Below are 21,165 nucleotides of genomic sequence, written 5' to 3'. Positions count from 1 at the left end.
ACCGACCCCGCTCGACCGACATCCCCAACGAGGTTCCACGGTCCATGAACTCCCGTCAGCGCCGCGGCGTGATACTCCTGCTCCTGTCGGTCCTGTGCGCCCTGGGCGCGTTCGCCGGCGTGCTGTCCGTCATCAGCGACGTGAAGTCGAAGGTCGGCCCCGAGGTCACCGCGTACCGGCTGAAGTCGGAGGTCAAGCCGTACACGGCCCTGGACCGCGGCCAGTTCGAGAAGGTCAGGATGCCTCGGCGGTGGCTGTCGCCGACCGCGGTCACCGACCTCGACGCCATCGAGGGCAAGATCGCCGTGACCACCCTGAAGGCGGGCTCCCTGCTGCAGAGCGACATGATCGTGCATCAGCCCGCCCTGCAGCCCGGGCAGCAGGAGGTCGCCATCATGATCGATGCGGCGACCGGCGTGGCGGGCAAGATCACGCCCGGTTCCACGGTCAACGTCTACGCCACCTTCGACGGAGAGCGTGAGGGTGACCCCGCTCAGTCCAAGATCATCGTAACAAACGCCAAAGTCCTGGACGTCGGGGAGCTGACCCCGCTCGAGCCCGACGAGAACGACCGCGGCCGGCAGCCCACCGACGCCGTCCCCATCACCTTCGCCCTGTCCACCCTCGACGCCCAGCGCATCACCTACGCCGAGTCGTTCGCCCAGCGGGTCCGGCTCGCGCTGGTCGCGCCCGGCGGCGACCCGACCGTCCCCGAGCGGGAGCGGACGTACGAACTCGCGAAGGACAAGTGAGGCCGCATGCCCACCAGGATCCTCCCGGCCGTCGGCGACCCGGACGCGGCCCGGTCCGTCACCACCCTGCTCAGCCAGCTCCCGGACGCCGAACCGGTCCCCCCGGTCGTCGACTCCACGCAGCTCGTCGACACCCTCGCGCGCCTGGCCGCAGAGTCGGTCGACGACCTGCCCGAGGTCGTCGTGGTGCACGAGCGGATCGGCCCGGTGCCCGCCCTGGAGCTGATCCGCGAGGTCGCCCTGCGCTTCCCGGCCGTCGGCGTCATCCTGGTCACCTCCGACGCGAGCCCCGGCCTGTTCCAGGCCGCCATGGACTACGGCGCCCGCGGTCTGGTCGCCCTGCCGCTGAGCTACGAGGAACTGGCCAGCCGCGTGCAGGCCGTCGCCCAGTGGTCGGCCGGCGTACGACGCCACCTCGGCTCCGGCGGCGACGTGTTCACCGGCGTCGGCGGCACGGTCGTCACCGTCAGCGGAGCCAAGGGAGGCGTCGGCACCACCCTGACCGCCATTCAGCTGGCCCTCGCCGCCCAGGCCTCCGGCCGCGCCACCGCCCTGGTCGACATGGACCTCCAGACCGGCGACGTCGCCTCCTACCTGGACGTCCAGTTCCGCCGGTCCGTGGCCGACCTGGCCGCCATCACCGACATCTCCCCGCGCGTCCTGGCCGACGCCGTCTTCCGCCACGACACCGGCGTGGCCCTGCTGCTCGCCCCGGCCGAGGGAGAACGCGGCGAGGACGTCACCGACCGCGCCGCCCGGCAGATCGTCAGCGCCCTGCGCTCCCGCTACGAGGTCGTCGTCCTGGACTGCGGCGCCCAGCTGAGCGGGGCGGGCGCCGCGGCCGTGGAGATGGCCGACACGGCCCTGCTGGTCACCACGCCGGACGTGGTCGCCGTACGCGGCGCGAAACGGGCGGTGCGGATGTGGGACCGGCTGCAGATCCGCAAGGCGGAGGAGACGACGGTGGTCGTCAACCGCCACACACGCGCCGCGGAGATCCAGCCGCCGCTCATCCAGAAGATCACCGGCACGGCCGTCGCGGCCACCACGGTCCCCGCCCACTTCAAGGAGCTGCAGAGCGTGGTGGACGCGGGCCGGGTCCACGAACTGGAGAGCCGGAGCACGGTGAAGCAGGCCCTGTGGGGTCTGGCCGGCGAACTGGGCCTGGTGAAGCCGGCCGAGGCCACCCACAGGGCGGGCCGGGCGCCGGCGGGTTTTCGGCGGCGGAGGGAGGGGGGATGAGGGCGGTGTTCTTATCCCGGGAGAGCGGTGGGGACGGCGGCCGGGGTCGCGATCGGGGCTGCGGTCGGGACCGGGGCCGGATGCGCGGCCCGGGCAGTGGCAGGGCCCGAGTTCGCGGCCGGCTTCGCGGCCGGCACGGGGACGCGGGGCAGGTGGCCATCGAGTTCCTCGGTATGACACCGACCATCCTCGTGACACTCGTCGTGCTGTGGCAGCTCGTGCTCGTGGGATACACGTACACCCTCGCCGGGAACGCCGCCGACGAGGCGGTCCGGGCGGGCACGGCGGTGGCACCGGGCGAGCGGGCCGGCGCCTGCCGGGCGGCCGGACTCGCGCACCTGTCGGACGCCTGGCAGGGCGGCGCCGAGGTGACCTGCGGCGGCACCGGCTTCGTCACGGCCGACGTCAGCATCGAGGTGCCGATCCTCTTCCCCGGCACGGTCTCCTTCCCGTTCACGGTCACGGGCCACGCGGGCGCGGTCGAGGAGGAGAAGGACTGACATGGCGGACGAGCGGAAGCGGGCGAGCAGGAAGGCGGCGGCGGGCAGGCGGCGCGATCGCGGCCAGGTCGCGATCGAGTACCTCGGGTTCCTGCCGATCCTGCTGATCGTCGCCCTGGCGGCCGTCCAGCTGGGCCTGATCGCCTACACCGCCCAGCAGGCGGGCACGGCCGCCCGGGCCGGGGCACGCAGCGCCTCCCTGCGGGAGAGCGCCCAGCAGGCGTGCAGCACCGCGGTCAGCGGCTGGCTCGCCGACGGCACCCGCTGCGCGGAGGCGCTGGGCGGCGAGGAGGTCACCGTCACGGCGACGGTGCGCATCCCGTCCCTCGTCCCCGGCTGGGAGTTCGACCCGGCCCGCAAGACCGCGACCATGCCGCTCGACCACTGACAGCGCCAAGCGAGGAGTACGGACCCATGAGCCTGCGGGCACGCATCAACTCCCCCGAGGAGCACGGCAGCCGGGGCGAGGACGGCCACCTGGTCGCCTCCTACCGGGCCAAGCTCCTGGAGGAGATCGACCTCGCGGAGATGGGCTCGCTGGCCGCCGCCGAGCGCAGGGCCCGGCTGGAACGGGTGCTCGGGCACATCATCAGCCGGGAAGGCCCCGTCCTGTCGACGGTGGAGCGCTCCCAGCTGATCCGCCGGGTGGTCGACGAGGCCCTCGGCCTGGGCATCCTCGAACCGCTGCTGGAGGACGCGTCGATCACCGAGATCATGGTCAACGGGCCCGACGCGATCTTCGTGGAGCGGGGCGGGCGGGTGGAGCAGCTGCCGCTGCGCTTCGCCTCCCACGAGCAGCTGATGCAGACCATCGAGCGGATCGTCTCCACCGTCAACCGCCGCGTCGACGAGTCCAACCCGATGGTCGACGCCCGCCTGCCCTCCGGGGAGCGCGTCAACGTCATCATCCCGCCGCTGTCCCTGACCGGCGCCATCCTGACGATCCGCCGCTTCCCGCGCTCCTTCACCCTCCAGGAGCTGATCGGCCTCGGCTCGCTCGACGAGCACATGCTGTACCTGCTGGCGGGCCTGGTGCAGGCCAAGTACAACATCATCGTCTCGGGCGCCACCGGCACTGGAAAGACCACCCTGCTCAACGCCCTGTCCGGCCTGATCCCCGAGGGCGAACGCATCATCACCATCGAGGACTCGGCCGAACTCCAGCTCCAGCAGGCCCATGTGATCCGGCTGGAGTCCCGCCCGCCCAACGTCGAGGGCAAGGGCCGTATCACCATCCGCGACCTGGTGCGCAACTCCCTGCGCATGCGCCCGGACCGGATCGTCGTCGGCGAGGTCCGCGGCGGCGAGTCGCTCGACATGCTCCAGGCGATGTCCACCGGCCACGACGGCTCCCTCGCCACCGTGCACGCCAACAGCGCCGAGGACGCGCTGACCAGGCTGCAGACCCTGGCCTCCATGTCGGACGTGGAGATCCCCTTCCTGGCGCTGCACGACCAGATCAACAGCGCGGTCGACGTCATCGTCCAGCTCACCCGGTTCGCCGACGGCGCCCGCCGCATCACCGAGATCGCCCTGCTCGACAGCCAGGGCGGCGAGCCGTACCGGCTGGTCACCGTCGCCCGCTTCCACGCCCGGCCGATGGCGGCGGACGGCCGGATCCACGGATCCTTCGAGTACTTCCCGCTCCCGCGCCGCACCGCCGACCGCCTCTACATGGCCAGCCAGCCCATCCCGCAGGCCTTCGGCGTCGCCCGGTCCGCGGACCAGCTCGCCACCCGAGAAGCCCGATAGGTGTCGCCGCCATGGAACTGCACTCGCTGATCACGCTCACCACCGGCATCACCCTGCTGACCTGCGTCCTGGCCGTCGTGGGCGTGCACTCCTACGCCGCGGGCCGGGCCCAGCGGCAGGCCCTGGTCGACCGCCTGGCCTCCACCGGCCCCAGTGCCGCCTCCGGCCGCCCCCGCCACTTCCGCGGCCTGGACCGCCGCCTGCGCCGCACCAAGCTCGGCAGCAAGCTGGAACTGCGCCTGGCGGCCACCGGCCTGGACATCACCCCCGGCGAGTTCTTCGCCGCCATGCTCGCCACCGTCGCCGGGCTGTGGCTCGTCGGCCAGGCCGCGCTGGCCCCGTTCTTCGGCCCGCTGGCCGGGCTGCTGGGCGTGTGGGTGGCGGTGCAGTTCCTCAACTGGCAGCGGCACAAACGCATCGAGAAATTCATCAACCAGCTCCCCGAGATGGCCCGCCTCCTCGCCAACGCCACCCACGCGGGCCTCGCCCTGCGCACCGCCATCGGCATGGCGGCCGAGGAACTGGAGGCCCCGGCGGGCGAGGAACTCGCCAAGGTCGCCAACCAGCTGGCGCTCGGCGCGTCCATGGACGACGCCCTGAACGAACTCGCCGACCGCCTGCCCTCCCGCGAACTGGTCGTCCTGGTCACCACGCTGGTGCTGTCCAACCGGGCAGGCGGCCAGGTGGTCAGCGCCCTGCGGAACCTGACCGAGACCCTGGAGGAACGCAAGGAGACCCGCCGCGAGGTCCGCACCCAGCTGTCCCAGGTCAACATGACCTCGTACGCGGTGCCCGTGATGGGCGTCGGCTCCCTGCTGCTGATGAACGGCGTCAAGGACGGTGCCCTGGAACGCATGACCGGCTCACCGGTGGGCCAGGCGGCCGTCCTCGTCGCGTTCGCCCTCTACGCCGTCGGCTTCCTGCTCATCCGCCGCCTGTCCCGCATCGACGTCTGAGCAGACCGGGGAGGACACGATGGAACTACTGCTCGCCCTGCTCATGGGCCTCGGCGTCTTCGGCGTCTTCGCCGGCCTGCGCATGTACCGCGCGGAGGCCAGACTGCCCGGCGACCTCGCCGTGGCCCTGGAGATCGGCGCCAGCCGCACCGGCGCGGTCGACTCGCTGGTCGACCGCCTCGGCATGCGCTACGCCCCCGCCGTGCTGCGTCTGATGGGCCCCAAACAGGTCGCCAAGTACCGCCGCAAGATCGACCTGGCGGGCAACCCCGGCGGCCTGACCCTCGACCGCTACGCGGCCCGCCGCGCGGTGTACGGCTTCCTGGGCGGCCTGGGCTTCCTGGTCTTCCTGCTGCGCGGCCAGTACCTGGTGGCCCTGCTCCTGCTGGCCTTCGGCGCGTTCTGGACGGAGGTCGGCATCTGGTCGGCGATCCGCATCCGCAAGGACGAGATCGAACGCACCCTGCCGGACTTCCTGGACGTCCTCGCGGTCGTGGTCAGCGCGGGCCTCGGCTTCCGCCAGGCCCTGGAGCGGGTGGCCTCCAAGTACGAAGGCCCCTGGGCGGACGAACTGCGCATCACCCTGCGCCAGATGGACCTCGGCATGAGCCGCCGCCAGGCCTTCGCCGAACTGCGCCGCCGCAACGACTCCGAGCAGGTCGCCATGTTCGTGACGGCGTTGCAGCAGGGGGAGGAACTCGGCGCGCCGATCGTCGACACCCTGGTCGCCCTGGCCAAGGACATGCGCCGTACGGACGCCCAGAACGCCCGCCGCAAGGCGGCCCGGGCGGTCCCCAAGGCCACCATGATGATCACCACGTTCATGGTCCCGGCCACGATGATCCTCCTCGGCGCCGGCCTGATCCTGGGCTCCGGCACCGACTTCGGCTCGCTCACCGGCGAGTAGGGAGAAGGTGAAGGCCATGGCGATGACCAGCGAGCGGGCGGTGCCGCCGCGGGAACGCCCCGGGACGTCCGACGCGAGGACACCGCCCCACCGGCGGCCACCGCGACAACCGGAGCCTCTCCCGCCGCTCGTGGGGGACGACGAGGCCGCGGGCGCCCCCGCCGGGGCCGCCCGGAAGGAACCACCGGTGCCGGTCCTGCCGCTCGCGGGGGACGGCGAGGCGGGCATCCACGGTGGGGCCGCCCGGAAGGAACCACTGGTGCCGGTCCTGCCGCGCGTGGGGGGCGGCGACGCGGCGGGCGCCTCCGCCGGGGCCGCCCGGAAGGAACCACCGGTGCCGGTCCTGCCGCTCGTGGGGGACGACGAGGCGGGCACTCCCGCCGGGGCCGCCCGGAAGGAATCATCGGAGCCTCTCCCGCCGCTCGCGGGGGACGGCGACGCCGCAGGCACCTCCGCCGGAGCCGCCCGGAAAGCACCACCACAGCCGGCCCTGAAGCTCCAGGTGAACGCCGTGCAAGCCATGTGCCGCCAGGTCTTCGGCTTCCGCCTGGCCATGATCGCCCTGGCCGCCCCCGCCGCGCTCCTCAACGCCAACCCGGGCTGGGGCGTCCGCCTGGTCGGCAGCGCGGTGGTGGTCACCTTCATGGCCTCCTACGCCCTGTTCCGGGACTGGGAGCGCTTCGGCCCCCTCCTCCTGCGCCACCCCTCGCTGCTCGCGGCGGACACCCTCTTCGGCTCGCTGCTGCTGATCTCGGCGGGCCCGGACAGCACCCTCGCCTACGTCAGCGTGTGCACCCCCCTGCTGGCCGGCATCGTCTACGGCTGGCGAGGCGCCGCCTGCTTCGCCTCGTTGCAGTCGCTGATCCTCGTCCTGGTCTACGCGAGCCGGCACGACATGACCGCGACCGTGGCCGAGGCCTTCCTCCTGCCCGGCCTGTGTGTCATCACCGGCGCCGTGGGCTCCAGCCTGCGCACCCTGCTGCTCCGCTTCGGCGCGGCCACCCAGGCCCTGACCGAGGTCCAGGCCCGTCTCGCCGTCACGGAGGCGGTGCACGCCGAACGGGCCCGCGTGGCCCGGGAGATGCACGACTCTGTCGCCAAGACCCTGCACGGCGTGGCCCTGGCAGCCGACGGCCTGGCGGCCTCGGCGAGCGCGGACCACCCGGACTCGGCGCTGGTACGGCGGCAGGCGGAACTGGTGGCCCGCTCGGCCCGCAGGGCCGCCGCCGAGTCCCGCGAACTCCTGGCCGACCTGCGCCGCGAACCGGACCCGGCCGCGGGTACCGACGTCCTGGCCGAACTGCGGGCCCGTACCCGCGACTTCGCCGCCCGCACCGGCCTGCCGGCGCACTACCACCCGACGGGCGACCAGCCGCTCCCCCCGATCCCGCCGGCCGTGGCCCGCCACCTCCTCACGATCACCACGGAAGCGATGGACAACGCCCACCGCCACGCGTCCCCCACCCGCGTGGAGGTCCGGGCCGGCGTCCACGGCGACCTGCTCCGCATCACCGTCCACGACGACGGCCGCGGCCTGCCGCCCGGCACCAGCCTCGACCACCTGCGCCGGGCGGGCCACTTCGGGCTGCTCGGCATGGTCGAGCGGGCCGCCTCGGTGGGCGCGCGCATCCGTATCGGCCGGGGCAGCCACCCGACCGGCACCGAAGTCCGCCTGGAACTCCCCGTGGCCGCCCTCACCCACCCCACCGCCTGACCGACCGCCCGAGAGGAGGCCGCCGATGCCCACCACACCGCCGCCCCACGACCGGCCCGAGGAGGGCCCACCCCAGGGCCTCCTGCGGGTCGTGGTCGCGGACGACAACCCGGTCGTGCGGGCCGGCCTCACCGCGCTGCTGTCGGGCCGCGCGGACATCACGGTGGTCGCGCAGGCCGCGGACGGCCACCAGGCCTGCCAGGCGGCCCACGAGCACCGTCCCGACGTCATCCTCCTCGACGTCCGCATGCCGGGCCTGGACGGCATCGCGGCCCTGCCCTACCTGGTCCGCATCGCCCCGGTGCTGATGCTGACGTACAGCGGCGAGCCGGAGACGGTCCAGGAGGCGCTGCGCGCGGGAGCGGACGGCTACCTGGTCCACGGCGAGTTCACCGCGGACCAACTGGTGGCGGCGGTACGGGACGTCGGACAGGGCAAGCCCCACTTCACGCCCACGGCGGCGGCGACGCTGCTGACCCAACTCCGCGAAAATGCAACTGCACACGACAACGGGCCTCTGGTGACCTGGCGGCAACCCCGCGCAACACCGCCCAACTGTTCGGAATTACCCCTTCCGTCAGCCCCGCCACCTCCCACTTTCCGCAAAGCGCTTTCGCAACTGCAACCAGCTGTGGGACAGTCGTCCTCACGGTTCCGGCTGAGCATGAGGGAGGCGGAGATCATGGACCTCATCGCGTCCGGCATGACCAACCAGCAGATCGCCGCCGCCTGCTTCATCAGCGAGAAGACGGTCAAGAACCACATCAACCGCATCTTCGCCAAACTCCACAGCACCAGCCGCGCCGAGGCCACGGCGAAGTGGCTGGGCACGGCGCCGGATGCGAACCGGAGGGACGGATGAAGCGCCGTGTTTGGGCCCGGCTTTGGGTCCCGGGGCCCTGTGGGGAACGGGGTGTCGCGCCGTACGGTGCTCGCATCGAAGCCGAGCCTGGAGGGAAACACCATGAACTACTGGGTCAGCACCACCGTCGCACACCTCAAGGCCCGCGCCGCCCGCGACGACAAGGGGCAGACGGCGGTGGAGTACCTGGGGATCATCGCGGTGGTGGTGGCGATCGTGCTGGCGATCACCGGGACGGACATCGGGCAGTCGATCTACGACGCGATCACGCAGAAGATCGCCGAGGTCACCGGTGGCTGATGCGGCCTCGTAGGTTCGGCGACGCAGGGCAGGCCTTCCCCATCTACATCACGGTGGTGGGGGGCCTGCTCTTTCTCGCGCTCGCGTATCTGGCGGTCGGCCAGGCAGGGGCGAACCGGAGCGGAGCTCAGACGGCTGCCGACGCGGCGGCGCTCGCGGCTGCCCAGGACAGGCGGGACCAATTGGCGGGCCAGTGGGTGAAGGACGTCCTCGATCCGAAGAAGTGGCTGGATATCTTCCACGGTTCCGTGGAGGGGCTCACTCCGTCGTGTGGGCGGGCCACTCAGCTCGCGGCGCAGAACGACGCCTCGCTACTGGACTGCGTGCCGCAGGGACTCCTCGGCTACACGGTCGAGGTCGAGACGAACAAACCGGTAGGGGATTCCATCGTCCCCGGCACGGAGAACCAGAAGTCGCGAGCCTCCGCCACAGCCGTGATCGAATCCCGTTGCACGTTCAAGCCTCCGGCCGAGGACGCGGAGGACGGCGTACTGCCACGCCTCACTTGCGGGGACGAGTTCTGGGACCTGGATCCGAAGAAGCTGACAGACCTTCCGGAACCCCAGGACCTGTTCGACGTCCACCTGGCCGACTGACTGACAAGCGAACGACGAAGGAAGCAGAGGCATGAGCATGCGGTTCACTACGACGACCCGCAGGGGGATGGTCGCGTTGACCGTAGCGGCCGGTCTGGCACTCGGTCTGGCCGGGTGTGCCGGCGGAGGGGGCGACGACAAGAAGCCGCAGGCTTCGGCTTCCGCACCCAAGGACCGCGGCTCCCAGCCGAGCACACAGGAGGGGCAGGCGGACGAGCCGCTGGCCGAACTCCAGGGTGCAGACGGGCTGTTCCTGCAGATCACCTCCGCTCAGCGTGACTCTGGCGGTTTCGTCACCGTCAACGGCAACCTGAAGAACGACGGAGCGAAGAGTGTGGTGGTGCCGGCCGCACTCAGCGGCAACGAGACGGAGATCGTCAGGAACGGAAGGTCGCTCGGCGGAGCCACGCTGGTCGACTCCAAGGGCAAGAAGCGGTACTACGTGCTGCGCGACACCGACGGCCGTCCTCTGACGACGACAGGGTTCTCCACCATCAAGTCGGGTGAGAACCTGCCCGTCTTCACGCAGTTCCCGGCCCCGCCCACGGACACGACAGAGGTCACCTTCCAACTGCCGACCTTCCCCACCGCGACCTTCGCCATCTCCGGGTGAGGCCCCCCATGACCGCCACCCCCCGACTCGCCCTGAACTTCACCACGGCCACGGTCATGGTCGCCACCACCCTCCTCGGCGCCACAACCGTCCACGCCGACGAAGGCCCCAGCGTGCCGCCCGGCACCGAGGCGAGCGCCACCGCACCGGTGAAGGTCGACCCCAACGACCCGGACCTGAAGCTCCCGGACGGCGCCACCCTCGCCGCCCCCAAAGTCCTCGACATCAAACAGGTCGTCGAAGACCAGAGCGGCGACGAACGCCGCGAGGACACCAACGCCGACGTCAAGTTCGCCCTCCAGGCCGAGGTCCTGTTCAGCAAGGACAGCGCGAAACTCGGCGCCCGGTCGAAAGCCCGCATCGCCGCCATCGCCGAGGAGATCAAGGCCCAGAACGCCACGAAGGTCCGCGTCTTCGGCTTCACGGACAACCTCGGCTCCTCCGCCCACGGCGACGTCCTCTCCCGCCGCCGCGCCACCGCCGTACAGAACTACCTGGACGACGAGTTGGCGGACGCGAACATCACGTACGAGGTGCGCGGCTACGGCGAGCAGTACCCGATCGCCGACAACTCCACGGAAGCGGGCCGCAAGAAGAACCGCCGCGTCGAGGTCTCCTTCCCGCGCACGGAGAGCTGAGCCACCAACGACCCACCACCCGACCCACCGGTGCCCGTGGCACGTTCTCCCGCGGGTCGACCCGCTCGTCCTCGGTGAGCCGTCGCTAGTCGATGATCTGGTTGAAGAACACGACGGCCATGGCGCCCGCGCCGCTGCCCACGCTGACCGCGAGGGGCCAGACCTGGCCGGCCAGGGCCGCCAGGACGGCGGCGCCGATGCCGACCAGGGCCGCCAGCAGGAACACCACGGCGGCGCGCTGGCTGAGCAGCGCCGCCTTGCCGTCGTCGCTCGTGCGGTTCTCGTGTTCCACCTCGGTGCTCCTGGCAGGGACGGTCAGCGATGTACCAGGCCACCGGGCCGGGACACGGGCAGGGGCCGGCCGTCGGGGGCCGTCAGCTCGTACGGATCCTGGGCGGGGCGGACGAGACGGAAGACGACCTCGCCGTCCTCGCCCACCCGGACCCCGTACACGGCCGGTTCCGGCAGGCTGTTGTAGTGGAACGGCGTCGAGAAGTAGTACGCACCGGTGTCGGGGAGCAGGACGAGGTCGCCCGGCTCCAGCGGTGGCAGCGCGCGGTCGCGGGCCAGCAGGTCACCGCCGAAGCAGGCGGGGCCGGCGATGTCCTGCCGGACGGGGCCGCCGCGCTTCGCCCTGCCCTGCGCGTCGTGCGCGGTGATCCGCAGCGGCCACGCGTCGGGGGCGAACACCGTCCGGGTGGCCACCTGGACACCGGCGTGCGTGACGGCGATCGGCCGGCCGCCCGCGGTCTTGGTGTACTCGACGTACGCGGCGGTGAAGCCGTTCTTCGCCAGCACCGAGCGGCCGAACTCGGTGACGATCTCGTACCTGCCGGAGAACAGCTCGGGCGCGTGGGCGCGCAGCAGTGCGACGTACGTGCCGAAGTCGGGGGTGACCTCGTCGCCGGCGAAGTTGACGGGCAGTCCGCCGCCGATGTCGATGCCGGTCACCTGGCGCCGGCCGAGGGCACGGTTCACCTCGTCCGCGAAGGCGACCGCCTCGGCGACGCCCCGGGCCATGAGGTCCAGCGGGCAGCCCTGGGAGCCGGCGTGGGTGTGCACCCTGGTGAGCCAGGGACGGTCCCGGAACGCCCGGAGCAGCTCCCGGCGGCTGCCCGGGTCCGACAGGGGGATGCCGAACTTAGAGGTCTGTGTGGCCGTACTCATCGCGGCGATCGTCCCCGTGCCCACCTGGGAGTTGACACGTACACCGATCTTCGAGGCGGGCACGCGGCCGGTCACGAGCGCGTCGATCCGGGTGAGCTCCTGGAAATTGTCCGCGTTGACCGCCACCCCCAGGCCGAGCGCCCACTCCAGTTCCGCGCGGGTCTTGGCCGGCGAGTCGAACACGATACGGTCCGCATCGAAACCCGCCGCGAGCGCACGGGCCAGTTCGCCGCCGGTCGCCACCTCGCAGCCCATACCCAGCTGCTCCAGCTCGGCGAGCACGGGCACCAGGCAGTTGGCCTTCGCGGCGAAGGCGTGCAGGACGCAGAGCGAGCCGGGGAAGGCGTCGCGGAGCGTGCGCACCGTCCGGGCGACGCCGTCGAGGTCGACGAAGCCGGCCAGCAGGGCTCGCTCGGGGTCCAGCAGGCCCTGCCGGACGGCGGCTCGCAGGATGTGTTCCCGCCGTGCGGCGGCGTCGGTGAGGTCGGTCATGAGGTGCCCTCCACGGTCGGCGTGCCGGACGCCCGGTCGGGCCCGGGCGGACACCCAGGCTGCCCGCCACCCGCCCGGCTCGTCTTCGTGGCGATCGCACAGGTGCGGTGGCCGGCACTGCGGTGCCGGTCAGTGTCCCGGGGGCGCGGCCGTGCCGTGGTGCGGGGCCACGAAGAACGGGCCGTGCCGTGGTGCGGACGGCCAAAGGGCCGTGCCGCTCACGGCGCGGCAGTGCCGGCCTCCCCGCCGCGCATCAGCATCCGCAGCTGGAGCTGGGCGAGCAGCCGGGCGTCGGGACTGTCCAGGTCGATCCGCGAGACCTCGACGATACGGCGGATCCGGTACCGCAGGCTGTTGGGGTGCAGGCACAGCGCACGGGACGCCGCGGGCACGTCCCCGAAGTGGTCGAGATACACGCGCAGTGTCTCCAGCAGGCAACTCCCGCTGTGCTCCGCGTCGAACGCCGCGAGCCGTGCCACCGGCGTCCCCGTCGGGAGCGGCACCTCGCGCAGCGCGTCCATGACCTGCCTGACGCCGATGGTCTCCGCCACGTCCTCGGTACGGGCGACGCGGCGCTCCCCGCCGGCCGTCCTCAGCGCGTCGAGGACCGACTCGGCCGACCGGCGCGACTCGGGCAGTTCGGCCAGCCCGGGGACGACATCCCCCAGACCGACCCGCACCGTCGTCCCCACCGTCGCCGACAACTGCTCCGCCAGGGACGTCCCCAGCTCCGCCACCTGACGGCCGGCCCGGGCCCGGTCGCACGCCAGCGCGCCCAGCACGACCAGCACCGTGCCGCCGACCCGTACGACGACGGCCGGGTGACCGTAGGCCGAGCAGTGCAACGCGAGCAGGTCGTGCAGCCGGGGCGCCCCGTCACCACCGTCCGCCCCCCGCCCGTCGGCGTGCACGGCGAGCACGGCGCAGTAGCCGGTCTCCGGTAGCGCGGCGCGCTCGGCCAGCACCTCGACGGACCCCCGCCCTTCCAGGACCGCCCGGGCCGCGTCCGTCACGAGACGGGTGTCCGCTCCCCGCGTCGCGTGGTGCAGCAGATGCGGGGCGGCCGCCCGGACGGCCGCGCGCAGGGCCTCGGTGGCGTTCGGGGCGAGGGGCCGGCCCGCGACCGCCGCCACCCAGATGGACCCCAGCGCCTCGCCGCCCGCGCGGACGGCCGCCACCAGGCGCTCCGGGTCCGCCCCGCGAGCCGGCCGGTACAGCACGTCGCCCGTGCCCCAGAGCGCCCGGAAGAACCCGGCCTCCCGCATCGCGGCGACCCGCCACGGCGGGACGCGGCGGCCGAGGATGGTCAGCCGGCGCAGTTCGTCCACGTCTTCCCCGGTGTCACTGGAGGAGTAGGCCAGCACCCGGGACTCCAGGTCCTCGATGGTCACGGCGCCCCCGACCAGGGCGGCCACCGCGTCGGCCAGTCCGTCGAGATCGCCGAGGGCGACGGTGTGGGTGGCCAGCCCCTGCGGAAGACCCGCCGAGGCCAGCCCCGCCCGCAGGACGCCGGCCAACTGGTCCCAGGAGCACCAGGACGTACGGGACAGCACCGCCGTACCGGCCTCCTCGGCCGCCCTGCGCAGCGCGGGAGCCGGCCGGCCCACCGTGCCCGGCCCGAACACCACACCCGTGGCGCCCTCCTCACCGGCTCGGCGCAGGACGTCCACGGCGTGCGCCGACCGCGCGTCCACCCCGACCGCCAGCAGCAGGTCCCGCGGCCGGACACCGGGATCCAGCGGGTCCAGCACGGTGACCCCGGTGACGGGCGCCCCGAGTCCGCCGGGCGCCATGTGCAGTTCCAGCGAGCCCGCACCCACCACCGACAGCAGCCGCTCCAACGTCACCTGCGACGCGGCGGCGGCCTCCCACTCCGCTGATCCGTTCCCCTCCACCGGCGCCCCCTCCCGCCCCGAACCGAAGAACGTACGACACCACACGCACACCCCGCGCTCAACGGCGCACGGACGCACGGTCGTGCGCTCCTCAGTGGAGCGGGAGGCTGCCGGCGTCAGAGCCGTGCCGGACACGCCCGACGCGCGGCATCACTCGCCCGCCGCCACCTCCACCCGCACCCCGGCCCGCAGCCCCCACCCCACCATCGCCCCGGCCTCCGCCTCCAGCACATGCCGTGCCCGGAGCCGAGGCAGACCCAGCCGCCCCGGGGCCATGGTGCGAACGGCGATGACGGCGAGGCGCCGGTCCAGGTAGGCGACATCGATCGGCATGCGCATACGGAAGGTGTGGACGCTGTTGGCAGGGGTCAGCAGCAGCGCTCCGTCGAGCGAGTCCCGGCCCAACAGCCCCTTGGTGCGCGCCCGGTAGGACCGCGCGATCTCCAGCGGAACACGCACGGCCGCGGCACCCCCGTCCCGGTGCACGACCAGCGTCCCCCGCCCGTCCCCCCACCGCTCACCCACGCGGAACCCCACCTTCCCGGTGTCGTCGGCTTGTTCCCCCGAACGTAGCTGCACACAGGCGCACCTGACGATTGCCGTGTTATGCAACCGTTATGGGCCAAGTCGCGCCGCAGCAGGCCGATTTGATCCCATAACACCCCGTGAGTCGACACGGCTCACCCTGGTGTCACCTCCGGCCGCTGGATAGCGTGGCTTCGCTCAAGAGAAGCCTCGCCCCACCGGGAGCCGACCGTGAACCGCCGCCCCACCCTGCGCGCAGCGCTCACCCTGACGGCCGCTGCGGCCCTGACGCTGTCTGCCTGCGGCAGCGGGGACAGCCCAAAGGACAAGGGCAACGACAAGATCGCGGGTGCCGATACCGGGAGTGAGACATCGGCCTCTCCCAGTCCGTCCAGCGCGACGGCGAACGACCGGCCGGCCATCTCCTTGCCCTCCGACCTCTCCTACACCTTCGACTGGCCGAAGACGGGTGACAAGGAGAAGGACGCGATCCTGGCCGACAGCGAGCAGTCCATCAAGGCAGTAGACCTGGCGATCGTCCACCAGAACGCCCTCGACAAGGCGTACCTCTACTACTACGACGGCGAGGCGGCCGCCACGACCCAGAAGTTCATCCAGGCATACGTCAAGGCCAAGGCTCGCGTGACGGGCGCCTACCGCTTCTACGCCCCCGTTGTCGATGTCAGCGGCAAGGAGAGCGGGTCGCTCGTGTACTGCGAGGACCAGAGCAAGGCCTACGACATGTATTTGGAGACCAAGAAGGTCAACAAGACACCGGCCACGAAGAACAGCTACGTGCTTTACGTCACCCAGCTGCGCAAGAACGACAAGGGCGTGTGGGTCATCGAGAAGATTTCATCGCAGAGGGGGAGCGACAGGTGCCAGCCCTGAGTGCAGCTCAGCGGGCCCTGGTGATGCCCGTGGCGATTGCTTCTGTCCTGCTCAGCGGAGGCTCGGCACTCGCCGACAATGAGATCGGTGGTGGCGCTCAGGCGCCCACTCCCAGCACCGGGGCGGCTGTCGACGGCAGCACGGTTTCCGTGACGGCCGGCGGCGTCGTCTTTGACCGCTCCAAGAATGGCCGTGGCAATTCCGTGGGTGCGTTGACGTCGAGCACATCGTGGACGCCGCCGCCGTGCTGGTATGCGCCGAAATACACGCCGGAACAGTTGAAGAAGTATCTGGAGCCCATCTGGGAGGCGGAGTCCACGGGCTACCAGTGGGACGCCGAGCAGCGAGACCGGTTCGTCAACGGGCACCCGTACAAGGACTTCAACAAGGACAAGGCCGGCGAGGGTTACTTCTGGGACGCGTACGTCAATGAGGACTTCCCGCCGGGGTGGGACTCCTGCAAGGAGCCGATCTTCTGGGTGGACAAGGGCGATCCCCCACCCGCCACCATCCCGAACGCCGTCACCCCCGAGATCCTCGCCGAACTCGCCTACGCCCAGATCCGTGTGCCCGGCACCAGGGTGTCGCTCGCCCCGGCCCAGGCGACCAAGGTGAACCTGCCGACCTGGGCCTGGCTCGACAACGCCGAGTTCAAGCCGGTCTCCGTCACCGCGTCGGTGCCCGTCATCGGCATTCAGGCCACGGCGACGGCGGAGCCGGTCGCACTGAAGCTGGAGCCGGGTACGGCGGATGCCGTCACCTACCCTGCCTCCGGCGTCTGCGAGATCCGCAACGGCCGTATCGGCGAGCCGTACGCCAAGGGCAAGGCCGATCAGACTCCGCCGTGCGGTGTGAAGTACCTCCGCGCGTCGGAAGCGGGCGGTTCGTTCCCGTTGCGGGCCACCGTCACCTGGAAGATCCACTGGACCGGCACCGGCGGTGCCGGCGGCAATCTCCCGGACGGCACCTTCGGCGCCACCCAGAACGTCGTCGTACAGGAGGTCCAGGCCGTCAACCGCTGAGCATCCCATGCGATGCCCGGCCCAAAGAGAACCCCGCCCCACCAGGAGCCGACAGCGCCTGGTCCCCCGTGCGTGTCAAGGCGGCGTGTGTGGCCGCCGTCACCCGTCGGGGGGACGGGGTGGCACACGTGGGAACGAGTCACGACGTACGCCGAATCCTCCGGATCCCACCCCATGTCGCCCGGTTGCCCTGGGAATCCACCGTGTTCCGACCGTTAATCCGCAGGAACGGGGGGTTCCGCGGTCATCGCCGTGTCGCCGGGTGACTTCGGAGAGTAGTTGTGGGCCGCCGATGCACGCAGCATCACTTACGAAGGGTTATGGTGGAAGCCCCCCCTCGGGCCGGTCCGTCTCCCCCCCACGGACCGGCCCGTTTTTCTTTCCCGCCGTCGGCACCTCTCCAGGGCCCGCACCGATCGCTTGCCGCCCTGGTGGGTAGGCCAGGGGCGCCGCCCCGTACATCCAGGGCAGCCCGTCCGGCCGTCCAGCAGCCGCCGGTCGTCCAGGGCAACCCGTAGGCCGTCCAGGGCAACCCGTCGGCCGTCACCCCCGCACCCACCGCCCGCCCAATCCCCGCCCCTCGCCCCTGCGCCCGGCACCCGCTCACCGGCCCCCGCCCCGGCAGGGGTAGGCTTCGCCCTCGGGGACTGCCATCCGGACAGGGACCGCGCGCGGCCGAGACCGGGTCGCACGACGCGGCCTGTCCGATCCGTACGGAGGGGCTGACAATCACGTGAACCTGCGCGACAAGCTGCGCGGCCTGCTGGTCAGGCTGTACGCACGCCGGGTGGAAGGCCACCTGGACCACGCTCAGGTGCCCAAGCACATCGGCGTCATCATGGACGGCAACCGGCGCTGGGCGAAGGCCGCGGGTTCCACCACCGCCCAGGGCCACCGGGCCGGCGCGGACAAGATCGAGGAGTTCCTCGGCTGGTGCACCGAGACGGACGTCGAGGTCGTCACCCTGTGGCTGCTGTCGACGGACAACTTCGACCGGCCGCAGGAGGAGCTCGTCCCGCTGCTCGGCATCATCGAGGACGTGGTGCGCAGCCTGGCCGCCGACGGGCGCTGGCGCGTCCACCACGTCGGCACGCTCGACCTGCTGCCCGCCGGGATGCAGCGCACCCTGAAGGAGGCCGAGGAGGCCACCGCGCACGTCGACGGGATACTGGTCAACGTCGCCATCGGCTACGGCGGGCGCCAGGAGATCGCCGACGCGGTGCGCTCCATGCTGCTCGACGCCCACGAGAAGGGCACCACCCTGGAGCAGCTCGCCGAGCGGGTCGACATCGACATGATCGGCCGTCACCTCTACACCGGCGACCAGCCCGACCCCGACCTCGTCATCCGCACCAGCGGTGAGCAGCGGCTGTCCGGATTCATGCTGTGGCAGACCGCCCATTCGGAGTACTACTTCTGCGAGGTCTTCTGGCCGGCCTTCCGCAAGGTCGACTTCCTGCGCGCGCTGCGTGACTACGCCGCACGTCACCGGCGGTACGGCGGCTGAACCGCGCCCCGGGGCAGCCCGGGCGGAAGCGGACGTCACGAGGAGTTCACCGGGGCGCCGTCATATGCCCTGGCATGGCGGCGCGTGTTCGAGGGCATAACCCAGTCAGGTCGACACCCGAACCACGGGTGTCGGATCTCAGCGGACGGCTCGGGGCCGTCCGCCCGGGAGGCCCTTTGCACCAGCCCGACCGTGCGGTGACAGCACGGAAGACATGGCGGAGGGCCGGTTCCCGGCCCGTGCGAAGCGGCCGAGAACCGGTCGGGATTCTTCCCGCCCAGCCTCACCCGGCACTCCACTCCGTCGCTCCCCGACCTCATCCGAGGGGGTACGTCCTTCCGTGGTGACCAGCACAAAGCGCCACAAGCCAGACCGGCGCACCTATGTCCTCGACACCAGCGTCCTGCTGGCCGACCCGAACGCTCTGAGCCGCTTCGACGAGCACGAGGTCGTGCTCCCCGTCGTCGTGGTGACGGAACTGGAGGCCAAGCGGCACCATCCCGAGCTCGGCTACTTCGCCCGGCAGGCCCTGCGCCTCCTCGACGACCTGCGGGTGCGGTACGGCCGTCTGGACGCCCCCATTCCGACCGGAGACCTCGGCGGCACGGTCCGTGTCGAGCTCAACCACTCGGACCCCAGCCTGCTGCCCAGCGGCTACCGCCTGGGGGACAACGACTCCCGCATCCTCGCGGTCGCCCGCAACCTGCAGGCCGAGGGGTTCGACGTCACCGTCGTGTCGAAGGACCTGCCGCTGAGGATCAAGGCGTCCTCCGTCGGGCTCCTCGCCGAGGAGTACCGCGCCGAACTCGCCATCACGGACGCCTCCGGCTGGACCGGCATGGCCGAACTGACCCTCTCGGGCGAGCAGGTGGACACCCTCTTCGAGGCGGGGCACATCCACGTCCCCGAGGCCGCCGACCTGCCCGTGCACACCGGCCTGACCATCCAGTCCGAGCGCGGCAAGGCGCTCGGCCGGGTCACCCCGGAGGGCGATGTCCGCCTGGTGCGCGGCGACCGGGAGGCGTTCGGCATCAAGGGGCGCAGCGCCGAGCAGCGCATCGCGCTCGACCTGCTCCTCGACCCCGACATCGGGATCGTGTCGATGGGCGGCCGGGCCGGCACCGGCAAGTCGGCGCTGGCGCTGTGCGCGGGCCTGGAAGCGGTGCTGGAGCGCCGTCAGCACGAGAAGATCATGGTCTTCCGTCCGCTGTACGCGGTGGGCGGGCAGGAGCTCGGCTACCTGCCCGGCACCGAAGCGGAGAAGATGAGCCCCTGGGCGCAGGCGGTCTTCGACACGCTGTCGGCCGTCACCAGCCGCGAGGTCATCGAGGAGGTCACCGCGCGCGGGATGCTGGAGGTGCTCCCGCTCACCCACATCCGCGGACGCTCGCTGCACGACGCGTTCGTGATCGTGGACGAGGCCCAGTCGCTGGAGAGGAACGTTCTTCTTACCGTTCTGTCCCGGATCGGCGCGAACTCACGGGTGGTTCTCACCCACGACGTGGCGCAGCGGGACAACCTGCGGGTCGGGCGGTACGACGGAGTCGTCGCCGTCGTGGAGAAACTGAAGGGTCATCCGCTCTTCGCGCATGTGACCCTGAACCGGTCCGAGCGGTCCCAGATCGCCGCGCTTGTGACCGAAATGCTCGAAGACGGACAGATCTGACCGCAACGCCCTAAGTGGGGCCGGTCACGTAGCAGTTGGCGCCGTCCGGAAAGGCGTAGAGCCTAGCCGGGCGGCGCCTTCGCGTCTGCCCGTTTCCTGAAATCGCCGGGGAGAAACGGCATGTGAGCTTTCACACGCAGCACAGAATTGCCTTGCGGCGTCCGGTTACGGCAGAGTCTCACTCCTGTCAGGCCCCGCATACGACACACCTGTACCCCCAGCGGTACGGCACCACGAAGAGAAAACAGTCAACTCCATAGCGTTGTCGTATGCCGCCCGAGCACCACGCGGCGCTCCCCTCGCGGGAGTTGCCCACCGGGCCCGCGCCTCCCGTGACCCCGCAGTTGGGGAGGCCAGTGCCAGGGGCACGATTGCGTCCGCCAGGGTCACCGAAGCGGGCGATGCTGGAAGGAAACCGTGTGAGCCGGATCTCGGTCCGGGGATTCGCAGTGGCCTCGGCCACGGCGGTCACCGCTGTCGGAAGCGTCGTCGGCGTTGCCTCGGGCAGCACCGCGCAGAACCACGACGCCGAAGCGACGGCAGCCGGCACCACGCTGCTGGCGGACATACCCGCAGGGCAGCAGGCCCAGGTCCAGACCGCGTCCCTGACGCAGCAGGCCGACGCGCAGGCCATCGCCGCCGACGCGAGCGCGAAGAAGGACGCCGAGGAAGCCGCCCGCAAGGCCGCTGCCGAGACCGCCATCGCGAAGAAGGAAGCCGCCGAGAAGGCGGCGAAGGCTGCCAAGGAACGTGCCGAGGCGAAGGCCGCGGCCAGCCGCGACGACGTGCGCAGTGCGCTCAACGTCGACGTTCCCGTCAAGGGCTCCTACACCATCGCCGAGATCCAGGCGATGGCCCGTCAGGTGGTGCCCAGCGGCCAGTTCCAGTGCTTCAGCAACATCGTGGACCACGAGTCCAGCTGGAACTACCGGGCCGTCAACGCCTCCTCCGGGGCCTACGGCCTCTTCCAGGCGCTGCCGGGCTCCAAGATGTCGTCGGTCGGCGCCGACTGGCAGACCAACCCCATGACGCAGATCAAGTGGGGCCTGAACTACATGAACGACCGCTACGGCAGCCCGTGCGAGGCCTGGTCGTTCTGGCAGGCCAACCACTGGTACTGAGCCCACCGGCTCCGGCCGCGCCTCTCAACCTCCGACAGCCCCTCCCC

The 21,165-nt window shown here is 71.5% G+C and carries 22 protein-coding genes; 18 read left to right on the top strand and 4 right to left on the bottom strand.

Annotated features, from left to right (window positions below; genetic code table 11):
- The first annotated feature begins 44 nt into the window (after window positions 1-44).
- The 13 genes from cpaB (at window position 45) to AB0K80_RS06155 (ending at window position 10,832) form a co-directional block, all read left to right on the top strand.
- Window positions 45-752, top strand: a complete 708-nt coding sequence (gene cpaB / locus AB0K80_RS06215; RefSeq protein WP_365666333.1) for a Flp pilus assembly protein CpaB — start codon at window positions 45-47, stop codon at window positions 750-752.
- Window positions 753-758: 6 nt separating this feature from the next.
- A complete protein-coding gene (locus tag AB0K80_RS06210) occupies window positions 759-1,994 on the top strand; it encodes an AAA family ATPase (RefSeq protein WP_365666331.1) in 1,236 nt (411 codons plus the stop codon).
- An 80-nt stretch (window positions 1,995-2,074) separates the two neighbouring features.
- Window positions 2,075-2,494 (top strand): TadE/TadG family type IV pilus assembly protein, encoded by a 420-nt coding sequence (locus AB0K80_RS06205; protein WP_365666329.1) that lies wholly within the window; start codon window positions 2,075-2,077, stop codon window positions 2,492-2,494.
- Between the two features lies 1 nt (window position 2,495).
- A complete protein-coding gene (locus tag AB0K80_RS06200) occupies window positions 2,496-2,882 on the top strand; it encodes a TadE/TadG family type IV pilus assembly protein (protein WP_365666327.1) in 387 nt (128 codons plus the stop codon).
- A 26-nt stretch (window positions 2,883-2,908) separates the two neighbouring features.
- Window positions 2,909-4,246 carry a CpaF family protein gene (locus AB0K80_RS06195; protein WP_365666325.1) on the top strand — a complete coding sequence of 446 codons (1,338 nt, stop codon included), beginning with the start codon at window positions 2,909-2,911 and terminating at the stop codon, window positions 4,244-4,246.
- An 11-nt stretch (window positions 4,247-4,257) separates the two neighbouring features.
- Window positions 4,258-5,202, top strand: coding sequence for a type II secretion system F family protein (locus AB0K80_RS06190; RefSeq protein ID WP_365666324.1), 945 nt, complete (start codon window positions 4,258-4,260; stop codon window positions 5,200-5,202).
- 19 nt (window positions 5,203-5,221) lie between these two features.
- Window positions 5,222-6,109 carry a DUF5936 domain-containing protein gene (locus AB0K80_RS06185; RefSeq protein WP_365666322.1) on the top strand — a complete coding sequence of 296 codons (888 nt, stop codon included), beginning with the start codon at window positions 5,222-5,224 and terminating at the stop codon, window positions 6,107-6,109.
- A gap of 16 nt (window positions 6,110-6,125) precedes the next feature.
- Window positions 6,126-7,823, top strand: coding sequence for an ATP-binding protein (locus AB0K80_RS06180; protein ID WP_365666320.1), 1,698 nt, complete (start codon window positions 6,126-6,128; stop codon window positions 7,821-7,823).
- A gap of 25 nt (window positions 7,824-7,848) precedes the next feature.
- Complete coding sequence (locus AB0K80_RS06175; RefSeq protein ID WP_365666318.1) at window positions 7,849-8,685, top strand: response regulator transcription factor; 837 nt, start codon at window positions 7,849-7,851, stop codon at window positions 8,683-8,685.
- A gap of 102 nt (window positions 8,686-8,787) precedes the next feature.
- Window positions 8,788-8,985: a hypothetical protein gene (locus AB0K80_RS06170; protein WP_365666316.1), complete on the top strand. Its 198-nt coding sequence runs from the start codon at window positions 8,788-8,790 to the stop codon at window positions 8,983-8,985.
- Window positions 8,985-9,581 carry a pilus assembly protein TadG-related protein gene (locus tag AB0K80_RS06165; RefSeq protein WP_365666314.1) on the top strand — a complete coding sequence of 199 codons (597 nt, stop codon included), beginning with the start codon at window positions 8,985-8,987 and terminating at the stop codon, window positions 9,579-9,581. The genes AB0K80_RS06170 and AB0K80_RS06165 overlap by 1 nt, the downstream gene beginning before the upstream one ends.
- Window positions 9,582-9,612: 31 nt before the next feature.
- A complete protein-coding gene (locus AB0K80_RS06160) occupies window positions 9,613-10,194 on the top strand; it encodes a hypothetical protein (RefSeq protein ID WP_365666313.1) in 582 nt (193 codons plus the stop codon).
- An 8-nt stretch (window positions 10,195-10,202) separates the two neighbouring features.
- Entirely contained in the window at window positions 10,203-10,832 is a 630-nt protein-coding gene (locus tag AB0K80_RS06155) for an OmpA family protein (RefSeq protein ID WP_365666311.1), read from the top strand.
- Between the two features lie 85 nt (window positions 10,833-10,917).
- Here the strand turns inward: AB0K80_RS06155 and AB0K80_RS06150 are convergent, their stop codons facing one another.
- The 4 genes from AB0K80_RS06150 to AB0K80_RS06135 form a co-directional block, all read right to left on the bottom strand.
- Entirely contained in the window at window positions 10,918-11,124 is a 207-nt protein-coding gene (locus AB0K80_RS06150; RefSeq protein WP_365666310.1) for a hypothetical protein, read from the bottom strand.
- Between the two features lie 23 nt (window positions 11,125-11,147).
- A complete protein-coding gene (locus AB0K80_RS06145; protein ID WP_365666308.1) occupies window positions 11,148-12,491 on the bottom strand; it encodes a diaminopimelate decarboxylase in 1,344 nt (447 codons plus the stop codon).
- Window positions 12,492-12,709: 218 nt separating this feature from the next.
- On the bottom strand, window positions 12,710-14,386 hold the full coding sequence (locus tag AB0K80_RS06140) for a helix-turn-helix domain-containing protein (RefSeq protein ID WP_365666306.1): 1,677 nt from the start codon (window positions 14,384-14,386) through the stop codon (window positions 12,710-12,712).
- Between the two features lie 150 nt (window positions 14,387-14,536).
- Window positions 14,537-14,911, bottom strand: coding sequence for a DUF192 domain-containing protein (locus AB0K80_RS06135; RefSeq protein WP_365666304.1), 375 nt, complete (start codon window positions 14,909-14,911; stop codon window positions 14,537-14,539).
- 231 nt (window positions 14,912-15,142) lie between these two features.
- On the opposite strand from AB0K80_RS06135, the gene AB0K80_RS06130 reads away from it, so the two are divergent.
- The 5 genes from AB0K80_RS06130 to AB0K80_RS06110 all read left to right on the top strand — a co-directional run bounded on the left by AB0K80_RS06130 (window position 15,143) and on the right by AB0K80_RS06110 (window position 21,118).
- Complete coding sequence (locus AB0K80_RS06130; protein ID WP_365666302.1) at window positions 15,143-15,802, top strand: hypothetical protein; 660 nt, start codon at window positions 15,143-15,145, stop codon at window positions 15,800-15,802.
- Between the two features lie 23 nt (window positions 15,803-15,825).
- Window positions 15,826-16,824, top strand: a complete 999-nt coding sequence (locus AB0K80_RS06125; protein WP_365666607.1) for a hypothetical protein — start codon at window positions 15,826-15,828, stop codon at window positions 16,822-16,824.
- A 733-nt stretch (window positions 16,825-17,557) separates the two neighbouring features.
- The gene (locus AB0K80_RS06120) at window positions 17,558-18,331 is read left to right on the top strand and encodes an isoprenyl transferase (RefSeq protein WP_365666300.1); all 774 of its coding nucleotides are present in this window, start codon (window positions 17,558-17,560) and stop codon (window positions 18,329-18,331) included.
- Window positions 18,332-18,671: 340 nt separating this feature from the next.
- Window positions 18,672-19,997 carry a PhoH family protein gene (locus AB0K80_RS06115; protein ID WP_365666298.1) on the top strand — a complete coding sequence of 442 codons (1,326 nt, stop codon included), beginning with the start codon at window positions 18,672-18,674 and terminating at the stop codon, window positions 19,995-19,997.
- Window positions 19,998-20,398: 401 nt separating this feature from the next.
- Entirely contained in the window at window positions 20,399-21,118 is a 720-nt protein-coding gene (locus AB0K80_RS06110; protein WP_365666297.1) for a transglycosylase SLT domain-containing protein, read from the top strand.
- Window positions 21,119-21,165 lie beyond the last annotated feature (47 nt).

The sequence above is a fragment of the Streptomyces sp. NPDC052682 genome (assembly GCF_040678435.1).
In the GTDB taxonomy this organism is placed as follows: Bacteria; Actinomycetota; Actinomycetes; order Streptomycetales; family Streptomycetaceae; genus Streptomyces.
Note: the sequence above shows the minus strand (reverse complement) of the source record. Positions and strands in the feature narration are given on the sequence as shown.

Coding starts and splice junctions, on each gene's coding strand:
- AB0K80_RS06125 (WP_365666607.1), top strand. CDS start 15,826: ATGCCCGTGGCGATTGCTTCTGTCCTGCTCAGCGGAGGCTCGGCACTC.
- AB0K80_RS06180 (WP_365666320.1), top strand. CDS start 6,126: ATGGCGATGACCAGCGAGCGGGCGGTGCCGCCGCGGGAACGCCCCGGG.
- AB0K80_RS06190 (WP_365666324.1), top strand. CDS start 4,258: ATGGAACTGCACTCGCTGATCACGCTCACCACCGGCATCACCCTGCTG.
- AB0K80_RS06205 (WP_365666329.1), top strand. CDS start 2,075: ATGCGCGGCCCGGGCAGTGGCAGGGCCCGAGTTCGCGGCCGGCTTCGC.
- cpaB (WP_365666333.1), top strand. CDS start 45: ATGAACTCCCGTCAGCGCCGCGGCGTGATACTCCTGCTCCTGTCGGTC.
- AB0K80_RS06165 (WP_365666314.1), top strand. CDS start 8,985: ATGCGGCCTCGTAGGTTCGGCGACGCAGGGCAGGCCTTCCCCATCTAC.
- AB0K80_RS06110 (WP_365666297.1), top strand. CDS start 20,399: ATGCTGGAAGGAAACCGTGTGAGCCGGATCTCGGTCCGGGGATTCGCA.
- AB0K80_RS06145 (WP_365666308.1), bottom strand. CDS start 12,491: ATGACCGACCTCACCGACGCCGCCGCACGGCGGGAACACATCCTGCGA.
- AB0K80_RS06195 (WP_365666325.1), top strand. CDS start 2,909: ATGAGCCTGCGGGCACGCATCAACTCCCCCGAGGAGCACGGCAGCCGG.
- AB0K80_RS06155 (WP_365666311.1), top strand. CDS start 10,203: ATGACCGCCACCCCCCGACTCGCCCTGAACTTCACCACGGCCACGGTC.
- AB0K80_RS06160 (WP_365666313.1), top strand. CDS start 9,613: ATGAGCATGCGGTTCACTACGACGACCCGCAGGGGGATGGTCGCGTTG.
- AB0K80_RS06210 (WP_365666331.1), top strand. CDS start 759: ATGCCCACCAGGATCCTCCCGGCCGTCGGCGACCCGGACGCGGCCCGG.
- AB0K80_RS06170 (WP_365666316.1), top strand. CDS start 8,788: ATGAACTACTGGGTCAGCACCACCGTCGCACACCTCAAGGCCCGCGCC.
- AB0K80_RS06185 (WP_365666322.1), top strand. CDS start 5,222: ATGGAACTACTGCTCGCCCTGCTCATGGGCCTCGGCGTCTTCGGCGTC.
- AB0K80_RS06175 (WP_365666318.1), top strand. CDS start 7,849: ATGCCCACCACACCGCCGCCCCACGACCGGCCCGAGGAGGGCCCACCC.
- AB0K80_RS06200 (WP_365666327.1), top strand. CDS start 2,496: ATGGCGGACGAGCGGAAGCGGGCGAGCAGGAAGGCGGCGGCGGGCAGG.